This window comes from Phreatobacter sp. AB_2022a (assembly GCF_026847585.1).
Taxonomy (GTDB): Bacteria; Pseudomonadota; Alphaproteobacteria; order Rhizobiales; family Phreatobacteraceae; genus Phreatobacter.
In genome coordinates this window covers 92,282-110,403 of the sequence record NZ_JAPSET010000003.1, presented here as the reverse complement: position 1 = coordinate 110,403, position 18,122 = coordinate 92,282, and the positions used below count along the sequence as shown (strand labels likewise).

Below are 18,122 nucleotides of genomic sequence, written 5' to 3'. Positions count from 1 at the left end.
ATGGCTTCGCTCAATCCCATCGCCAGGGGCCTCGGCATCGCGCTGCTCGTCTCGCTGCCCGCGCCGATCGCGATCGTCGTCGGCGCCTCCTTCAGCGACAGCGGCTACATCCAGTTTCCGCCCGACGTGCTCAGCCTGCGCTGGTATGTCGAGACCTTGAGCGACCCGCGCTGGCCGCGCGCCTTCGCCATCAGCATCGGCATCGCCGCCGTGACCGCGGTCATCGTCACCGCCTGCAATTTCATGGCGGCCTATTACACCGTGCGCCACGCGCCGCGCATTGCCGCCCTGCTCGAGTTGGCGATCTTCTCGCCGCTGTTCTTCCCGCATGCCGCGATGGGCGTGGCCATGGTCGCGCTGATCGCCAAGCTCGACCTGATCGGCACGGCGCCGGGCATCATCATCGCCCACCTGATCGTGACGCTGCCCTTCTCCTACCGGCCGATCCACGTCGCGCTGCGCAGCATCGATCCCGATCTCATCCGCGCGGCCAACGTGATGGGCGCCAGCGAATGGCAGGCGCTGCGCGACATCGTCCTGCCGATGTGCCGGTCGGGCATCCTCACCTCGCTGCTGTTCGCCGGCATCATTTCGTTCGACGAGGTGACCGTGACGATGTTCCTGATCGGTCCCAACATCACGACGCTGCCGGTGCAGATCTTCTCCTTCGTGCAGGATTCCGCGACTCCCGTGCTGGCCGCGATCTCGACCATCAGCGTGCTCATCACGGTGCTAGCCGTGGTCATCCTCGACCGCGTCGCCGGGCTCACCTTCTTCGTCCGCCGCGACGGCGCCTAGATCGCCGTCGTCCCGGCCGCGCCGGCGCGGCAGCCTGATCGCGAGGCTCGGCGCGGCGCGCGGGTCCTCGCCGCGGGCGAGCGCCTCGGTGCGCCGGCGCAGCTCCGCCAGGAAGGCATTGGTGACGGCCGAGACCCGCCGGCGGCGCGACAGCACCACGTTGAAGGTGAACTCGATCGCCGGCTCGAAGCGGCGCGCCACCAGCCCCGGCCAGAAGCCCTGATGCACGCCCATCGGCTCGACGATGGCAATGCCGAGGCCGCGCGACACCAAGGCATTGGCCTCGACCGATGAGAACACCTCGGCGCGCATCTTGCGCGGCACCCGCTGCTGCTCGAACACGGCGTCGGTGAGGTGGCGCATCCGGCTGTTGCGGCTGAACGAGATGAACTCCGCGCCTTCGAGGTCGCGCGGCACGATCACGTCGCGGCTCGCCAGGGGATGGTCGGCGGTCATCACGCAGACCGCGCTGGCGTGCAGCAACGGATAGGTGACCAGGTCCGGGTGGTGGAACTGGCTGACCGAAAAGCCGACATCGACATTCTGGCCGAGCACGTCGGTGCCGACGACGCTGGAGACGTCCAGCGACACCGCCACCGACGGATTGGCCTTGGCGAAATCGACGAGCGCGTCGGCGACCAGCGTATGACCGATCGATGCCGCCGAGACGATTCTGAGCTCGCCGGTGCGGAAATGCCTGAGGTCGCTGGCGAAGCGCTCGACATCGGCGAGCGAGCCGAACAGCCGGCGCACCTCCTTGTAGAGCAGATGCGCCTCGTCGGTCGGCACGAGCCGCTTGCGCTTGCGCTCGAACAGGGTGAGCGCGAGATCGATCTCGAGGCCGGCGAGGATCTTGCTCATGGCCGGCTGTGACAGCCGCATGCGCTCCGCGGCGGCCGTGACCGTGCCGGTCTCCATGAACTGGACATAGGCCTCCAGCTGGCGGTGGGTGATCCGCAAGGCGCTCCTCCGGGTTCGTCGCTTCAGAACATAACCAGCGTGCATGAACTTCAGTCAAAAAGAAATTTGAAGCGCCTGTCCGATCACGGAATACTGCCGGTCACAGCGGTTTTCGAGCCGCGATTTCGATCAGAAAATCGCGGAATTGGAAGATGCGGCCCAAGCGCCGCGGCTGTGTCCTGACCAACGGTCCATTGTCATAACTTCAGGACCTGTTGGATCGCGCTTTCGACCCCGGGAATGTCATGACGCACGTGTCGATCGAGAATGAACAGCCGGTCTGGGCGGATGCCTATCTGGCGCGCATCGGGGCCATGAGCCTGGCCGACCGGCACCGCGAAATGGAGGCCTTCGTCTTTCCGCGCAATATCGGCGCGCTGCTGCGCGAGGCCGCGGCGGAGACGCCCGGCGCGACCGCCTGGAACTTCTTCGAGACCGGCGAGACGATCACCTACGGCGCGCTCGACGCGATGGTCGATCGCCTCGCCGCGGCGCTCGCCGGCTTCGGCATCGCCAAGGCCATGCGGGTCGGCGTGATGCTGCCGAACTGTCCGGAAATGCCGCTCACCTGGCTCGCGCTGGCGCGCCTCGGCGCGGTCATGGTGCCGGTCAATCTTCGCTATACCGGCCGCGAGCTGGCCTATGTGCTCGGCGATGCCGAAGCCGAGGCGCTCGTCATCCACGACGAATGCGGAGCGCAGTGGCAGGAGGCGGTCGAGATCGCCGAGCCCGGGCGCTTTCCGGCACGGGACAGGATCATCCGCATGCCCGGCGACGCCGATGCGGCGAGCCTGCTGCCGGCCGGCGCGGTGACCTTCGAGGCGCTGCTGGCGAGCGTCCCCGCAGGCGCGCGATATGACGGGCCGGAGCCGGAACACGGCGATCTCATGAACATCCAGTACACGTCGGGCACGACCGGATTTCCCAAGGGCTGCATGCTGACCCATCGCTACTGGCTGGGCGCGGCCTTCGTGAACGGCTTTCGCGATGCCAAGCGCCTGCGCAATGTCCTGGCGTCGACGCCGTTCTTCTACATGGACCCGCAATGGCTGCTGCTGCTGGCCTTCTTCCAGCGCGGCACCCTGTTCGTCGCGCGGCGTCAGAGCGCGAGCCGCTTTGCGCAGTGGCTGCGCGACTACCGGATCCACTTCTGCCTGTTTCCGGAGATCGTCTTCAAGCAGCCCGAAACCCCCGACGACGGCAAGACGGTGCTGCGCCGCGCCAACATCTACGGGCACCGCAAGGAGGTCAACGCGCCGCTGCGCAAGCGCTTCAACGCGCCGGCCATGGAAGCCTTCGGCATGACCGAGGTGGGACCGGGGCTCTATATGCCGCTCGAGGCGCTGCACATGGTCGGCTCGGGATCCTGCGGCATTCCCTCGCCGTTTCGCGAGGCGCGCATCGTCGACGAGAGCGGCAAGGATGTGGCGCGCGGCGAGATCGGCGAGCTCGTCCTGCGCGGTCCCGGCCTGATGCTCGGCTACTACAACCGGCCGGAGGCGAACCGCGACAGCTTCTTCGGCGACTGGTTCCGCACCGGCGATCTCTTCCGCCAGGATGCGGAAGGCTATTTCTACATCGTCGGGCGCCTCAAGGACATGGTCCGCCGGGCCGGCGAGAACATTGCCGCGCGGGAGGTCGAGACCGTGCTGCGCAACATGGTCGAGCTCGAGGAGGTGGCGGTCGTGGCGGTGCCGGACGAGACGCGCGGCGAGGAGGTGAAGGCCTACGTCCAGCCGGCCGCGGGCGTCGCTGCGGACGATGCGCTGATTCAATTGATCACCCGCCACTGCGAGGCCAATCTCGCCTCGTTCAAGATCCCCCGCTACATCGCCTTCGTGAACGACATTCCGCGCACCGCCTCGCAGAAGGTCGCCAAGGCGGCGCTCACCGCCGGCAAGGCGGACCTGCGGATCGGCGCCTATGACCGGGTGGAAGGACTCTGGCGATGAACGAACCTCTCTGGAGCCGCAGTGCCAGCGATCTCCTGCCCGAGCTGCGGTCGGGCCGGCTGAAGGCGGAGACGCTGATGCAGGCGGTGCTTGACCAGGTCGCCGCGCGCAACGGGCCGGTCAACGCCTTTTCCCATGTCGATGCCGGGCGGGCGCTCGCCGCTGCGCGCGCGGCCGACCGCGATCTTGCCGCCGGCCGGCCGGCGGGGCCGCTGCACGGCATCCCCTTCTCGGTGAAGGACCTGCTTGCCGTCGAGGGCATGCCGCTCGAATATGCCTCCGAGGCCTTTGCCGGCGCGGTCAGCGACGAAGATGCCCTGGCCGTCGCCCGGCTGCGCCGCGCCGGGGCCATTCCCTTCGCCAAGTCGACCACTCCCGAATTCGGCCACAAGGTGCTGACCGACAGCCCGCGCCAGGGCATCAGCCGCAACCCCTGGAACCCGGAGCTGAGCTGCGGCGGATCGAGCGGCGGCGCTGCGATCGCCGCCGCCATGGGTTTCGGCCCGCTGCACGTGTCGACCGACGGCGCGGGATCCGGCCGCATTCCTGCCTCCTGCTGTGGCGTCGTCGGCCTGAAGCCGACCTGGAGCGCGGTGCCGCACGAGACGACGACCGACCTCTTCGCCTCGCTCACCTGCATCGGCCAGATGGGACGCACCGTCGCCGACGTCGCCTTGATGTTCAACGTGATGAAGGGCCCCGATCCGCGCGATCCCTGGTCGCATGGCGGATCGACCGAGAAGGTCGCGCTGCCGGCATCCCCGGTCGCGGCGCTCGCCGGCCTCAGGCTGCGCTACGCGCCGCTCACGGTCAATCGCTGGGTCGACCCCGAGGTCGAGGCGGCGGTCGGCGCCGCGGTCGGGCGGCTCGTCGCCGCCGGCGCCAATGAGGTCGCCATGCCCGCCGACATCGTCTTCGACATCGGCTCGGCGCTGATCCTGATGCGCGCCTACCAGCATGCCCGTTTCGGTTCGCTGCTCGCCGAATTCGGCCCGCGCATGGACCGTACCGCGCGGCTCGGCCTGACCTTCCAGCCGGAAACCCAGACCTACCAGCGGCTGGCGGCGGCAACGCGCGCGCGCACCGACATCTTCCGCCAGGTCGAGCGTCTGTTCGACGGCGCCGACATCTTCATCACGCCGACGGTCGCCCATCCGGCGCTGCCGGCGGACCAGGCCGCCGACGCGCCGCTGGTGGTCGAGGGTGTCGACCACGGGCCGCTGCGCGAGGCCTGGTATCCCTACACGATCCCGTACAATGCCAGCGGACATCCCGCGATCTCCGTGCCTTGCGGCCTGTCATCGGCCGGCGTGCCGATCGGCCTGCAGATCGTCGGCCGCTGGCACGACGAGGCCCGGCTGCTCGCGGTCGCCGCCGCGCTGGAAACGCTTCAGCCCTGGGCCGGGCGCTGGGCCCCGCTCGCGGTCAAGGAACCTCAATCATGATCATCGACTATGGCAGCCGCCCGCCGGTGCCGGCCTTCGGCCCGAAGGCCGCCCAGCATCTCAACCGCTATCGCCAGGTCTATTCCAACAGCGAGGGGGCGGCCGAAGCCCTGCAGGGCGATCTTGCCGGCTATCTCGCCGAATACGACAAGGCCGGGGTCAGCCATATCTGCGTCAAGGCGCGCGACCTCGAGAGCACCTATGGCTGGCGCATCCGCAACGAGGATGTCGCCGGGTTCTGCGAGAGCCAGGGGCCGCGCTTCATCGGCTTTGCCGGGGTCGACCCGAACAAGGGCATGACGGCGGTGCGCGAGCTCGATCATGCCGTGCGCGAGCTCGGCCTGCGCGGCCTCAACCTGCAGTGCTTCGAGCACAAGATGGCGATCAACGACCGGCGCATGTATCCGCTCTATGCCAAGTGCATCGAGCTGGACATTCCCGTGAACATCCACTGCTCGATCAATTTCGCGACCTCGACGCTGATGCGCTACGGCCATCCCTCGCTGCTCGACGAGGTCATGGTTGATTTCCCGGAGCTCAGGGTCTGCGCCTCGCCGCCGGGCTTTCCCTGGGTGCACGAGCTCATCGGCGTCGCCTGGCGCCACGCCAATGTCAGCATCGGGCTCGTCGCCGTGCGCCCGAAATACCTGACGGTTGCAGGCTCGGGCTACGAGCCGCTGCTGCAATATGGCCGCACCGTCCTGAAGGACCGGATCATCTTCGGCAGCGCCTATCCGCTCGGCCCGATCGGCCGGACGATCGAGGAGATCCGCGCCTTGCCCATCGGCGAGGACGTCAAGCACCTCTGGCTCTACGAGAATGCGCGGCGCTTCCTGCGTCTGCCCTGACGGCCGGCGGCCCCGCCACCATGGGGTGACGGGGCTGCGCTGTGGCCGGGCAAGGGCGTCGATTACTTCAGCAGGGTCTTGAGGCCTGCAACGGCCTCGTTGACGCCGTCGCCGACAGCGTCCTTGACGCCGCCGATCGCGCCCAAGATAGCGCCGGCGCCCATGCCGCCGAAGGCGAAGACCGGACCGCCGAGGATGCCGATCCTGCCGCCGGTCTTGGCCCCGTCCAGCGTGCTCTCACCGATGTGTTCGAGCTGCTTCACGACATCGAAGCCGCCATTCACGGTTTCGAGGCTGGCATCGGTCAGCGCAACGGTGCCGTCGGTCTTGCTGGTCATCGAGGGTCTCCATCGTTTGGGCTTGTGCCCGGTGTTTCGATGGAACCGACCCTATGAGCGAGCACTTACGCGAACCTTACGCCCCATGCACGCCATGGTGGTCAAGCTGAAGACATTGTGAACGGGCATGCAATGGACAGCGCGAATGGATGTCGCCGTCCGGCAGGCTTGCGTTACGCACGCGATGAGACTTCGTCCAGGCAGCGCGCATCGACCTGAAACGGCCGCGGTTCAGTCGACCCAGAACGTGCCGGTGAGCGGCGCCGCCAGGAAGCGGCTGTTGATCTCGTCGAGCGTCGCGCGCGGATCGATGTCGGCGAAGAGCTCCGGATGGAGCCATTTGGCGAGGAGCTCGACGGCGACGATATGGGCCGGCGTGTGCACGAAGAGGTGCCAGAGGCCATGCGCCCGGCGCCCGGAGACCGCGCCGAGGGCCGAGAGCTCCGGCCTACGGAGCAGGCCGGCGAAACCTTCCGTGGCGCGGTTGGCCGTAACGCCAGGCCCGAGCGCGAAGCCGCTGGGCGCGCCGACGCCGGTTGCGACATAGACGTCCGGATTGCGGGCGAGCAGAAACTCGACGCTGACCTGGCCGATCGGCGCGGTCAGCCGTTCGGCGCCGACATTGCCGCCGCCGGCGGCGCGGATCAGCCCGTCGACGCTGCCGGGGCCGGCGGTGAAGCAGCAGTCGGGACGCGCCGCGAAGGCATGGAGGAAGAGCGAGCGCGGCGCGGGCCTCGCGCCCGCGAGCCGGCCGGCGATGCGGTCGAGCCGGCCACGGTAGAAGCCGATGAAAGCCTCGGCCTCGGTCTCGCGGCCGATGAGGCGGCCGAGGATGCGCAGGCTCGGCTCGGTATGGGCGAGCGGCTCGAGGAAGAAGTCGACGACCACGACCGGAATGCCGGCGGCCTCGAGCCTTGCCAGGACCGGCGGCAGGGCCGCGGGACCCGAGCCGAAGCGCTGGACATCGAAGGTGGAGGCGACGACGAGGTCCGGCCGGCGCGCGATGATCGCTTCGGCGGAAATACTGTCGAGCGTGCCGCGGCCGACCACAGGCACATGGTCGATCGCCGGGAATTTCGCGCGCAGGATGGCGGGCTGGATGCCGTTGGCGCCGCCGTCGGCCCAGCCGGCGAGGAGGCCGACCGGATCGGGATGGATCAGCGACAGGGCATCGAGGCTCACCCAGGCGCCGAGCACGATGCGTCCGGCCGGCCGCGCCAGCACGACCTCGCGTCCGGCAAGGTCGGTGACCCTGATCGGCGCATCGGCGCGCGCCTGGCCGAGCAGGGCGGCGAGGCCGAGCGCGAGAACCCCCAGAATGCGCGCGAGCGCCATCGGCACGGTCACCATCGATAGGTCAGCGTCGCCAGCACGGTGCGGCGCGAGCCGAGCGTGCAGCCGGGCACGTTGCCGCATTGGGACACGTAGTAGGTATCGAACAGGTTCTTCGCCGTCACCGACAGCCGGGCGCCGGCCAGCCGCGGCGAGGCGTTGCCGAGATCGTAGTGCAGGCTGGCATCGACCAGCAGATGCGGCGGGATCGCCACCGTATTGCTCGGATCGGTGGTATTGCCGACATAGCGCAGGCCCGCGCCGACCGTCAGGCCGGCAAGGCCGCCCGATTGCACCGTGTAGTCGGCCCAGAGCGAGGCCTGGTGCACCGGCGTCGCGGCGAGCCTGCGGCCGATTTCGGCGGCGACCGAGCTGCGCGTCACCTTGTGGTCGAGATAGGCGTAGGAGGCGATGAGGCCCCAGCCCTGGCCGAGGCTCATGCGGGCCTCGGCGTCGAAGCCGCGCACCGAGACCTCGCCGAGCTGGACGCGGGCGAAGGGATGGCTCGGATCGGCATCGGCGGTCAGCGTGTTCTGCTGGCGGATGTCGAAGACGGCGGCCTTGAACGAGGCGTTGACCCCGGCCGGCTGGTACTTGATGCCGGCCTCGTACTGGCGCGAGGTGAGCGGCCGGAACACCTGGCCGAAGAAGTCGGTTTCCGCCGTCGGCTGGAACGAGGTGGAATAGCTGACATAGGGCGCAAGGCCGTTGTCGAACACATAGGAGAGGCCGGCGCGGCCGGTGAAGGCGCCGCTGTCGTTGTGGACAGTGGAACGGGCCTGCGTCGCCACCGTGGTGGTGCGCGCGGCGACGCTCGTCCAGTCGTAGCGGCCCGACAGGGTGGCCACCCAGTTGCCGAGCTTGATCTGGTCCTGGGCGTAGAGGCCGAGCTGGCGGAGGCTTGCGCTCTTGGTCTGGAAGTTGATGCCGGGATCGGCGACGGCGAGGCCGTAGGTCGGGTTGAAGATGTCGATCGGGGGCGCCAGGCCGCGGCCGACATTGTAGGTCGTCTGCTCGTTGCGGTAATCGAGGCCGATCAGCGCGGTGTGGCGGAGCGCGCCCGTGTCGAAGCGCGCGACCAGCCGGTTGTCCACCGTGAGCGTCCGGGCCGTCGCGTCGATGCGGAAGGCCGCCCGGTTGAGCGTGCGGTTGTCGGGCAGAAGTTCGCCGTTGCGGTTCAGCGCGCGCAGATAGACATCGGTTTCGGTGAAGCGGACGCCCTGCGAGAAGCTCACTGCGTCGTTGAAGCGATGGTCCAGCGCATAGCCGATCATGGCCTGGTCGCGATCGAACCGGTCGAAGCCGGGCTCGCCGGCATAACGGTTGAACGGCAGGCGGCCATTGACCGGATTGGGGAAGAGCGTGCCCGATGTCGGCAGGTAGTTGAAGCTGGTGCGGCCGTTGCGGTCGCGCAGATACTGGCCGAGCACCGTCAGCGTGGTCGCTTCGCTCGGCCGGAAGGTGAGGGCGGGCGCGAGGAACAGCCGGTCGTCGTGCATGAAGTCGACCTGCGTCTGTGATTGCCTGACGAGGCCGGTGAAGCGGTAGAGCACCTGTCCGCCTGGGTCGACAGGTCCGCCGAAATCGAAAGCGCCCTGCAGCCGCGAGAAGCTGCCGGTCTGGATCTGCACTTCACGCAGCGGCGTCGCGGTCGGCCGTTTCGAAACCATGTTGACGATGCCGCCAGGGCTGCTCTGGCCATAAAGGGCGCCCGAGGGGCCGCGCAGGATCTCGACACGCTCCAGGCCGTAGGGCTCGACCACCGCGGTCGCCCAGTCGGTCGAGGCGCTGCCGTCGGGCAGGCGCATGCCGTCGAGAAACAGGTCGGCCTTGAAGCCGCGGAGCTGCACGTAGCTGTCGAATTGCGAGGCGGCGCCGTAGGTCTCCGGCGCGACGCCCGCCGAATAGCGCAGCGCCTCGCCGAGCGTCTGGGCGCCCTGGTTGCGGATCTGGTCGGCGGTGATGATGTTGATCGTCTGCGGGATCTCGATGAGCGGCGTATCGGTCTTGGCGCCGGTCTGCGTGCGCCGCGCGACATAGCCGCTGTCCGGACCTGCCGGCATCGTCGGGTGGCCCTGCACCTGGATTTCATCGAGCTGAACCGCCCGGCTGTCGTTTGCCGCCTGTTGCGCCCAAGCGGTCGCTTCGATGCCGAATAAAGCAAGTGAAAGCGTGCCGCAAAGGGCGATCTTTGACTTGCATCTGTTCTGCTTGTTCAGGCGCTTCGCACGAAGATACGGCCGAGGGGAAGGCATGTCGCGATTCTTGATGCTGATATCGGGTTCGTGTCTTGTATTTATTCTTTGCAGCGGCTTACATTTGACAGATTCTAATCAGATGAGGCCCGTCACTATTCTAGCCTTGATCCCGTTTCGCACGTGGATCATATTTCACCGAGATCGGGTCAAAATCGATACGCAAATGACGCTCAGGGCGATGCCACCGCGAACGGGTCAGCCGATGCCGGCGGAACGGGTCAACAAGCTGCCGCTCGACGAGGACACGCCGCGTCCCGTGGTCGTGCTCGACCAGTCGTTCGCGAGCGGTGCCCGCACGCGCTGGCACAGCCATCGGCGGACCGAGCTTCTGCATGCTTCGGGCGGGCTTCTGGTGCTCAATACGGAGAACGGTACCTGGACCGCGCCGGCCGGGCACGCGCTGCTGGTGGCTGCCGACGTGCCGCACGAGCTTGCCGCCTATGGCTGCGTATCGATGCGCGCGGCCTTCCTGTCGGACGAGATCCTGGACGGGACGATGAGCCGCGATTGCCGCGTCATTGCCGTGTCCGACCTGCTCGACATCGCCCTGAAGGCACTGGCCGAGGGCCCGCTGCTCTATGATCCCGCCGGCCGCGGCGGCCACCTCGCCGCCCTCGTCGCCGATGAGATCGGGCGTGCCGCCGAGATCGAGATCGCCCTGCCGGTGCCCCAGCACAAGGCTTTGCGCAAGCTCTGCCGGGAGCTGATCCAGACACCTTCGCTGGCCCATGACCTCGACGGCTGGTCGGAGGTCGTCGGCGTCAGCCGCAGCACCTTCACGCGCCGCTTCCGCGCCGAGACGGGGTTGAGCTTCGCCGAATGGCGGCGGCGTCTGCGCATGCTGCATGCGCTGACGCTGAGCGCCGACGGTGTTTCGCTGCGGCTGGCGGCGGAGACGGCCGGCTATCGCAGCACCAATGCGCTGCGCGACATGATGCGCCGGACCATGAGCCGGACGATCAGCAAGGCGGCCGCGCCGGCGCCGCTGCAGCGGGCCTGAATCTCAGGCTGCGGTCGCCGCCGGGCCGTCGACGGCAATGTGCAGGCGGCCGCGCGAGCAGCGCTCGACCCGGGCCGCGACGCCATAGACCTGGCCGAGCAGGGCCGGCGTGATCGCAGCATCCGGCGTGCCCTGGGCGGCACAGCGGCCATGATCGAGCACCACGACATGGTCGGCGTGGGCAGCCGCCAGGGTCAGGTCGTGCAGGACGGCCACGACGATGCGGCCTTCGGCGGCAAGCTCGCGGATGATGGTCATGACGTCGAGCTGATGGCGCAGGTCCAGGGCGCTCGTCGGCTCGTCCAGCAGCAGGAGCTTCGGCGCGCGCACCATGGCCTGCGCCAGGCTCGCCATCTGGCGCTGGCCGCCCGACAGCCGGCCGATGCCTTCGAGCGCAAGGTCGACGATGCCGAGCCGATCGAGCACGTCGACGGCCCGCCGCCGGGCTGCGGCGAGGCCGCCGTCGAATTCGGCGAGCGGTGAGGCCTTGAGCGCGCCGATGACCCCCTCGAGCACGGTGAGCTCGGCGCCCTGCGGCAGGGTCTGCGGCATGAAGGCGACATGGGAGGCCCGCTCGGCGAGCTTCAGGTCCATGAGCTCGGTGTCGCCGAGCCGGACCGAGCCGGTGGCCGGCACCAGCCCGGCCAGCGCCCGCAGCAGGGTGGATTTGCCGGCGGCGTTCGGGCCGACCAGGGCCGTGAAGCTGCCCGGCGCGATCGTCTCGAGCGACAGGTTCTCGATGACCTTGCGGTTGCGATAGCCGGCGCCGAGGTCGCGGACGGCGAGAGGAAAGCCGGTGGAGCTCATGTGCGTTCGCGCCGGCGCAGGATGAGGGCGAAGAAGACCGGCAGGCCGACCAGCGAGGTGACGATGCCAACCGGCAGCAGCACGCCCGGCACGATGTTCTTCGAGGCGGCGTCGGCCAGCGCCATGACCAGCGCCCCGGTCAGCGCGCTGGCGGGCAGGAAGAAGCGATGATCCTCACCGATCAGCAGCCGTGCGATATGGGGCCCGACCAGGCCGACGAAGCCGATCGTGCCGACGAAGGCGACCGAGGTCGCGGCGAGCAGGCTGATGCGGAACAGCGCGCTGAAGCGCAGGCGCCCGACGTCGACGCCGAGGCTGCGGGCGCGATCCTCGCCAAGGCGCAGGGCGGTCAGCTTCCAGGCCGCCGCCACCGAGAACGGGAAGGTCAGGGTCAGCACCGCCGCCAGCACACCGATGGCCGGCCACGAGGCGCGCGTCAGGCTGCCCATGCCCCAGAACACGAGCTGCTGCAGGGCGTCGGCCGAGGCGACGAACTGGATCAGCGCGACCAGGGCGTTGAAGGCGAAGACGAGGGCGATGCCGAACAGCACCAGGCTGTCGGTCCCCGCGCTGCGCGAGGCGGCGATCGTCTGCAGGAGCAGAACCGAGCCGAAGGCGAACAGGAAGGCATTGGTGACCACCAGCCAGGCCTGCGGAATGCCCGGCAGGCCGATGCCGAGCACGATGGCGAGGGCGGCTCCGAGCGAGGCGGCGGAGGAGACGCCGAGCGTGAACGGACTCGCGAGCGGATTGTTGAGGATGGTCTGCATTTCCGCGCCGGCAAGCGACAGCGCCGCTCCGACGAACAGGGCCAGCAGCGCCGGCGGCAGGCGCACGTCCCAGACGATGATCGCGGTCGAGCGGCTGACCGCGCTGGGATCGAGCAGCGCCGTCAGCGCTTCGCTGACCGCCATGCCCGACGGGCCGGTGACGAGATCGAGCAGGAAACCCGCGACGAGCAGAACGGCAAGCCCCGCGACGATGGCGATGCGCCGGCGGACGAGCCGGCCATAGCTGAGGAGCACGGCCTCCTTGCCGGCAATGGCGACGCCGTGCGCGCCGAGGCTCTGGCCGTTCATGCTGGCGAAGGTCCCACCTTGTTACCGCAGGGCGGAGCCATAGCCCAGGATCTCGCGGGTCTTCAAGGCCGCGGGGCGCGGCTCTGCCGTGACCTTCGAACCGTTCGAAACTGCAGCCTCGAATGGTTCGAAACGGCGAGCGCGCGCCGCCGCCGCGACCGTCGGTCCGCGGGGGCGAGACGGGGGAGGCGCCGCCGCCGATCGCACGCGGACCCGGCCGCAGTCCGGTCCGGCGCCGGCGCCATCAATGCTCCCGAGCCCCCCGGTCCTGGTCGGGCGGCGGTCGTCGCGGCATCGCCGCGACAGGCTGGCGGTCCTGCGGCGGGATCTTTTTCGCTCACTTTTTCACCGATCCGTGTGGTCTCTAGGCAGCCACAGTGCCAACTATTGATTCTGCATGCCCGGCCTGCACAAAGCTTAATCAGCGAAGCCTGTCACCAAAGCGACGCATTGACACCGTATTTGATGAAAACTGTGTCACGCAATGGTGAGGAAGATTGTGTGAAGCAGTGCCAATAAAATAGAAAATACTTCGCTCTGGCGCGGTAGAGTAGCACCTACGTGAAATGATCAAGGAAGTGCTTGAAAGATTCGGCGATATAGCGGATGGTCTTGGCCGATTCAGAACGACACAGCGTGACGGCCAGGATCGCTGCGGCGAGGGCGGCGGATGCGTTTTTCCATCGGCCGGCTTGGAACCAAAAGCGTCCCTGGGGAGTGATAGAGCACATCTGACACGGGTGGCCGGTCTTTGTGCCGCCCCCACAGGCGTGCCGCTTTCGGCGCGAGCGCTCCATCGAGACGATCGAGGGGGCGGCCGCGCCGGAAACGGCTTTGAGTTCGTTGTGCCGGTCCGACGATGATCGGTGTGGCGGCACGACTTCAGGCTTTGGCAGACAGGCGTTGATGGCAGGCTCAAGCATGTTGCGATTGGCAGTGATCACGACCGCGCGTGTCGATGAGATCGTCTCCAGCCCGACGGAAAGCCTGTTCGATCCGGTTTTCGTCGATGCCGACGGCGAGCTGGTCGATGCCCTGCAGCAGCCCTTTCCCTTCGCTGCGGTGCTCAACACGCCGTGCGTGGCGCTGGTCGGCTGGTCGGAGGCGGACGCGGCAAGGCTCGAACGCGTCCAGGAGCGGCTCATCGCGGCCAAGGCGCCGATCATTCCCGATATCGTGGTGCTCGAGGACCAGCCGTCCTGGGAAACCATGATGCTGGGCGTCGCGCACTGCCTGGAGGGCTTCATTGCGCTGCAGGCCAAGCTGATCGGCCAGCAGACGCGCGATCTCCTGGAATTGCGCCGCCATCACGATGCCCTGCAGGAGAGCTTTTCCGGCGTCGAGCGCTATCTCGCCGAGCGCGTCGTGCCGATGCTCGAGGAGACCTTCGTCTGCGAGCCCGAGCAGGCGCTGGCATTCAGCGAGTTCAGGCTTGCCGGGAATCGCCCGAAACGCCGGCAATATCTGCCCGTTTCGACCAAGACGCTGGGCGCCGTCGGGCTCCATGTCGCCGAGGCCGACACCGAGGCGACGGGCCATTTCATGGCCGAACTGGCCGTGCCCGAGCTGAACCGCACGATTGGCACCTGGCGGATCCCGGTCGCCTTCCTGCAGCGCGGCTGGATGACGCTCGGCCTCGAACGGACCTTCGGCGGGCTGCCGAAGAGCGCCCATCTCGTCGTCTGGAGCGAGGGCGATGTCGGCCGGACGCGGCTGTCGCTCGGCGCGGTCAATCCGCTGCCGCTCTACCAGCTCTCCACGGCGGCCGGCGAGCCGGTGAGCGCCCGGTCGCTGGCCCTCAAGGTGTTCATCGCGCTGCCGGGCATCGAGCTTCGCCATGACGCGCTGACCTTCCTCGCCGACGACGTCGTCGGCAAGACGCGCGCGCCGCCGCCGCGGCTCAACCGGCTCGCCATTCCGCTGCAGCGGCTTGCCGCCGCGCGCCTGCTCGTGCCGAAAAGCTCCGATCAGGATTTCGAGCTGCTCCGCCTCATCGAGGACGAGGGCGCGGTGCTGGTCCATCCCCGCCAGGACGAGCCGACCATCGCCTATTGCGAACATTGCGTGCCGCCCGGCGCGATCCGGCTGACCGCCGACATCGTCGTCGACAATCCCGCGGCGCAGACCGTCGGCTTCCGGCTGGGCGTCATCGGCGCCCAGGCGGTCGAGCAGATGGACATGCACATGATGGGGGCCGGCCGGAACGGTTCGTCGGCGTTCCGGATGTCGGACTGGGTCTTTGTCGGCCCGGGGCAGCAACAGACCATTTCCCTGTCGCTCCAGGATCCGGTCGGCGCCGATGGCGGCTCGCTCCTCCTGGCAACGCGCATGCCGGACGACACCTCGCCCGATTTCGCCTGGGCGAAGTTCGTCAGGCCGCGCGTCGAGATCGCTTGACGTGCCATTGGACGGGAGGTGTCGCCCGTGGACAGCCTGAACATGCCCGATCACATGACCGGCCTGACGCCGGCGCCGCTTGCGGCTGCACCGCTGGCCGGCCCGCGCGTCGCGGTGGTCATCCCGGTGTTCAAGCATTCGGTTTTCCTGGCCGAGGCGGTGCAGTCGGTGCAGGCGCAGGACGCCGATTTTTCCATCGTCACGGTGATCGTCGACGACGGCTGCCCCTTCGTCGAAACCGCCGTCATGGGGGCGAGCCTCGCCATGGCCTATGACGACGTCGTCTATCTGCGCAAGGTCAATGGCGGCCTCAGCTCGGCGCGCAACCACGGCATCGAGCACGTCGTCGCCAACTACCCGTCGGTTCAGGCGATCTACTTCCTCGACGCCGACAACCGCATCAGCCCGACGACCCTCGCCTCATCGCTGGCGCTGCTCGATCCGGACGGCGGCATCGGCTGGGTCTATCCGAATGTCGACAAGTTCGGCGCCGAGTGGAACGGCAACTATACCGGCGCCTATTCCAAGCTGGTCCATCTCCTCTTCGACAATATCTGCGAGGCGGGCAGCCTCGTCGCACGCGCCGTGTTCGACGCCGGCATTCGCTACGACGAGGCGATGAAGCAGGGCTGCGAGGACTGGGAGTTCTGGCTGCAGTGCCTCGACCAGGGGTTCACCGGCGTCAACAATCCGCATTTCGGCTTCGAATACCGCATGCGCGGCGAGAGCATGGTGAGCGATACCGCGCGCGATATCGCCGGCATCCGGCAATATATGTTCAAGAAGCATCCGGCCCTGTTCGAAACCGGCGCGCTGATCCGGCTCGAACATGAGGAAGCGCCGCGCTTCCTGTGCATTTCGCCGCCGACCGACCAGGCCGCTGTCTTCACCGATCCCGTCGCCGATCATCCTGTGCTGTCGCACGATCTCGTCGTCGCCTCGCTCTATCGCGGCCTGTTCGAGCCGGACAGCTACGGCGCACCGGAAACCGTCGTCTGGCTGCGGCGCGAGCTGCTGGACGCGCTGAAGCGCACGAGCCTCGCCTGGACGCTGTTCCACAATATCGAGAAGACCATAGGCCAGGCCAATTTCCTGTGCCTGCGCTTCGTCTCGTCCGCCGACGAGATGGCGATCGAGTTCCGCACCATTGGCGAGGACGGCGACATGCCGCGGCGTGTCCACGGCTGGGTGGCCTCGCGCGATATCCTGCTCCAGTGCATCACCGATCCCTCGCGCGACTGGGTGGCTTCGCTCGGCGAGCGCCGGCCCGCGCCGCGGGTGATCGAGATGACCGTGCGCGTGCCGATCGCCGAGAGCTTCCTCTCGCGCTACTACCTGCCCGCGCCGATGGCGGTCATGGCGACCATCGAAATGGCCGACGATCTCGGGCTGTCGCTGACCGATCGGCCGCGCTGGAGCTGGCGCGAGCCCTACTATCCGGCGGTCAGGAAGCGGCCGGCGCTGATCGAGGCGCATCTGGCGGCCGAGAGCCTGCTGCCGATGATCCGCCCTGCCGACCGCCTGCAGGTCGGCATCGCCCTGCCGATCGCCGCCTATGGCGGCGTGGAACGCGTCGCCTTCGCCGTCGCCAAGGTGCTGAAGGACTGGGGCTGCGACGTCCATCTCTATTGTTTCGGCAAGTCCAACGTGAAGACCTACAAGGGGCAGGCCGCGGTCTTCAAGAGCATCAATTTCTTCAACGAGCCTGGCTACAATCTGTGGGGCGGCTCGCGCCCCTTCATGGGCCATGAGCTGCGCATGGAATGGGACGAGGCGGCCCATGCCAAGAAGGTCATCGGCTTTCTCGGCCGGCTCGACGTGCTGATCAATTGCCAGGTGGCGCCGCTCAACGCCGTGCTCGGCACCTTGCGCCGGCGCGGCGTCAAGACCGTGTCGCATGTCCACGTCATCGACCAGACCTATTTCGGCCGGGCGGTGGGCCACCCCTATCTGACGCTCGGCTTCGAGCACGCCCACGACATGATCCTGACCTGTTCGCAGGCCCTGAAGGACTGGTTCCACGGCATGGGCGTTCCCGACCAGAAGGTCATCCATATTGCCAATGCGGGCGCCTATACGCCGCCCGACTATCAGCCGGCGGCCGAACTGACGCGTCGTCGCCGGGCCCTCACGCAGGGACGTCCTCTGCGCGCACTGTTCGCCGGCCGGCTCGACGCGCAGAAGGGCGTCGAGCGGCTGCTCGCCTTGGTCAAGGCCGGCCAGGAGCGCGGGCTCGACCTGTCCTGGCGCCTGATCGGATCGGAGCTGATCAATGCCAGCGGCCGCCAGCGCTGGAAAAGCGCCTTTGGCGCGCTGGGCGTTGCCGTCGAGGATCCGATCTACGATCCGCAGAAGCTGAGCGACGTCTATCGCGATGCCGACGTGCTGATCATGACCTCGCGCTGGGAAGGCGCGCCGCTCGCCATCATCGAGGCGCAGCGCTTCGGCTGCGTGCCGCTTGCGACGGGGGTCGGCGCGGTCGCCGAGCTGATCGACGACGGCATTGACGGCTTCGTCATCCCCGACGGTCCGGACGAAGCGGTGGCCGAGGCGTTCCTCGAGCGGATCAAGGTCTTTGCCGGCGACCCGACGCGGCTATTGCCACTCGCCGAGCAGTCCATCGTCCGCGCTTCCGAGGCGGAGTGGACGAAGAGCTGCGCGCCGTTCCTGGAACAGCTGCGCAGCTGGTTTCCGGCCGCGGCCGACGCGGCCTGATCCGACCGGCGCCGGCCGGCGTCCTGCCCTGGCTGGTGTTCCTAGCCGGCTCGCGGTCATGCGCCTTGTCGCCAAGTCGAATCACAGCCGGCGATGTTTCCGTCATGGTTTCGCCCTGCAGATGATTGATAATGCCAAGTCTTGGCCCCAGGAACCGTCGAAGCGGTGTTGGAAAGGATCGTTCCTGTCGCCG

The 18,122-nt window shown here is 68.0% G+C and carries 14 protein-coding genes; 7 read left to right on the top strand and 7 right to left on the bottom strand.

Going from position 1 to position 18,122, the window contains the following annotated elements:
* Positions 1-798, top strand: a complete 798-nt coding sequence (locus OZ671_RS03225) for an ABC transporter permease (RefSeq protein WP_268859388.1) — start codon at positions 1-3, stop codon at positions 796-798.
* On the opposite strand, the gene OZ671_RS03220 is transcribed toward OZ671_RS03225, so the two are convergent.
* Entirely contained in the window at positions 733-1,758 is a 1,026-nt protein-coding gene (locus OZ671_RS03220; protein ID WP_268859387.1) for a LysR substrate-binding domain-containing protein, read from the bottom strand. The two genes, OZ671_RS03225 and OZ671_RS03220, sit on opposite strands and share 66 nt — an antisense overlap.
* Before the next feature lie 245 nt (positions 1,759-2,003).
* Here OZ671_RS03220 and OZ671_RS03215 point away from each other — a divergent pair, with 245 nt between their 5' ends.
* The 3 genes from OZ671_RS03215 to OZ671_RS03205 are packed head-to-tail and all read left to right on the top strand — an operon-like array spanning position 2,004 to position 6,003.
* Positions 2,004-3,710, top strand: a complete 1,707-nt coding sequence (locus tag OZ671_RS03215; RefSeq protein WP_268859386.1) for a class I adenylate-forming enzyme family protein — start codon at positions 2,004-2,006, stop codon at positions 3,708-3,710.
* Positions 3,707-5,155, top strand: a complete 1,449-nt coding sequence (locus OZ671_RS03210) for an amidase (RefSeq protein WP_268859385.1) — start codon at positions 3,707-3,709, stop codon at positions 5,153-5,155. The genes OZ671_RS03215 and OZ671_RS03210 overlap by 4 nt, the downstream gene beginning before the upstream one ends.
* A complete protein-coding gene (locus tag OZ671_RS03205; RefSeq protein WP_268859384.1) occupies positions 5,152-6,003 on the top strand; it encodes an amidohydrolase family protein in 852 nt (283 codons plus the stop codon). The genes OZ671_RS03210 and OZ671_RS03205 overlap by 4 nt, the downstream gene beginning before the upstream one ends.
* Before the next feature lie 62 nt (positions 6,004-6,065).
* Here the strand turns inward: OZ671_RS03205 and OZ671_RS03200 are convergent, their stop codons facing one another.
* From OZ671_RS03200 to OZ671_RS03190, 3 genes are all read right to left on the bottom strand, one after another.
* Positions 6,066-6,341: a Blp family class II bacteriocin gene (locus OZ671_RS03200; protein WP_268859383.1), complete on the bottom strand. Its 276-nt coding sequence runs from the start codon at positions 6,339-6,341 to the stop codon at positions 6,066-6,068.
* Positions 6,342-6,572: 231 nt separating this feature from the next.
* Positions 6,573-7,691, bottom strand: coding sequence for an ABC transporter substrate-binding protein (locus OZ671_RS03195; RefSeq protein ID WP_268859382.1), 1,119 nt, complete (start codon positions 7,689-7,691; stop codon positions 6,573-6,575).
* On the bottom strand, positions 7,685-9,754 hold the full coding sequence (locus OZ671_RS03190) for a TonB-dependent siderophore receptor (protein ID WP_268859381.1): 2,070 nt from the start codon (positions 9,752-9,754) through the stop codon (positions 7,685-7,687). Before OZ671_RS03190 ends, OZ671_RS03195 begins: the two co-directional genes overlap by 7 nt.
* Positions 9,755-10,133: 379 nt before the next feature.
* Here OZ671_RS03190 and OZ671_RS03185 point away from each other — a divergent pair, with 379 nt between their 5' ends.
* A complete protein-coding gene (locus OZ671_RS03185) occupies positions 10,134-10,931 on the top strand; it encodes an AraC family transcriptional regulator (RefSeq protein WP_268859380.1) in 798 nt (265 codons plus the stop codon).
* A 3-nt stretch (positions 10,932-10,934) separates the two neighbouring features.
* Here the strand turns inward: OZ671_RS03185 and OZ671_RS03180 are convergent, their stop codons facing one another.
* The 3 genes from OZ671_RS03180 to OZ671_RS03170 form a co-directional block, all read right to left on the bottom strand.
* On the bottom strand, positions 10,935-11,738 hold the full coding sequence (locus tag OZ671_RS03180; protein WP_268859379.1) for an ABC transporter ATP-binding protein: 804 nt from the start codon (positions 11,736-11,738) through the stop codon (positions 10,935-10,937).
* Entirely contained in the window at positions 11,735-12,817 is a 1,083-nt protein-coding gene (locus OZ671_RS03175; RefSeq protein WP_268859378.1) for a FecCD family ABC transporter permease, read from the bottom strand. The genes OZ671_RS03180 and OZ671_RS03175 overlap by 4 nt, the downstream gene beginning before the upstream one ends.
* Before the next feature lie 557 nt (positions 12,818-13,374).
* Complete coding sequence (locus OZ671_RS03170; protein WP_268859377.1) at positions 13,375-13,761, bottom strand: hypothetical protein; 387 nt, start codon at positions 13,759-13,761, stop codon at positions 13,375-13,377.
* Between OZ671_RS03170 and OZ671_RS03165 the strand changes: the two genes are divergently transcribed.
* Positions 13,754-15,214 (top strand): DUF6212 domain-containing protein, encoded by a 1,461-nt coding sequence (locus OZ671_RS03165; RefSeq protein WP_268859527.1) that lies wholly within the window; start codon positions 13,754-13,756, stop codon positions 15,212-15,214. The genes OZ671_RS03170 and OZ671_RS03165 overlap by 8 nt on opposite strands.
* Positions 15,215-15,241: 27 nt before the next feature.
* Positions 15,242-17,929 carry a glycosyltransferase gene (locus OZ671_RS03160; RefSeq protein WP_268859376.1) on the top strand — a complete coding sequence of 896 codons (2,688 nt, stop codon included), beginning with the start codon at positions 15,242-15,244 and terminating at the stop codon, positions 17,927-17,929.
* Positions 17,930-18,122 lie beyond the last annotated feature (193 nt).